The organism is Arthrobacter sp. 179 (genome assembly GCF_052379645.1).
In the GTDB taxonomy this organism is placed as follows: domain Bacteria; phylum Actinomycetota; class Actinomycetes; order Actinomycetales; family Micrococcaceae; genus Arthrobacter_H.
This window is the reverse complement of the sequence record NZ_JBQSYU010000071.1, coordinates 1-313: the sequence shown is the minus strand read 5'-3', so window position 1 is coordinate 313 and position 313 is coordinate 1. Positions and strand designations below refer to the sequence as shown.

Genomic DNA, 313 nt, shown 5'->3' with positions numbered 1-313 from the left:
AGAACCAGAAGGCCAGTGCGTTCAGACGCGGGAACGCCACATCGGGGGCCCCGAGCTGCAGGGGCATGATGACGTTGGCGAAACCGGTGAACAACGGGGTGGCGAACATGAGCAGCATGATGGTGCCGTGCATGGTGAACAGCTGGTTGTACTGCTCCTTCGTCTGCAGGATCTGCATGCCCGGCTCGAAGAGCTCGGCACGGATCAACAGCGCCATGATGCCGCCGATGCAGAAGAAGATGAAGGAGGCGATCAGGTACATGTAACCGATCGTCTTGTGGTCGGTGGAGGTGATCCAGTTGACGACGATGCG

Annotated in this window: 1 protein-coding gene; it reads right to left on the bottom strand. The window is 59.4% G+C overall.

Annotated features, from left to right (window positions below):
- On the bottom strand, positions 1-313 hold a 313-nt coding region (locus tag ACT3UE_RS15820), incomplete at both ends, for a cbb3-type cytochrome c oxidase subunit I (RefSeq protein ID WP_444567035.1).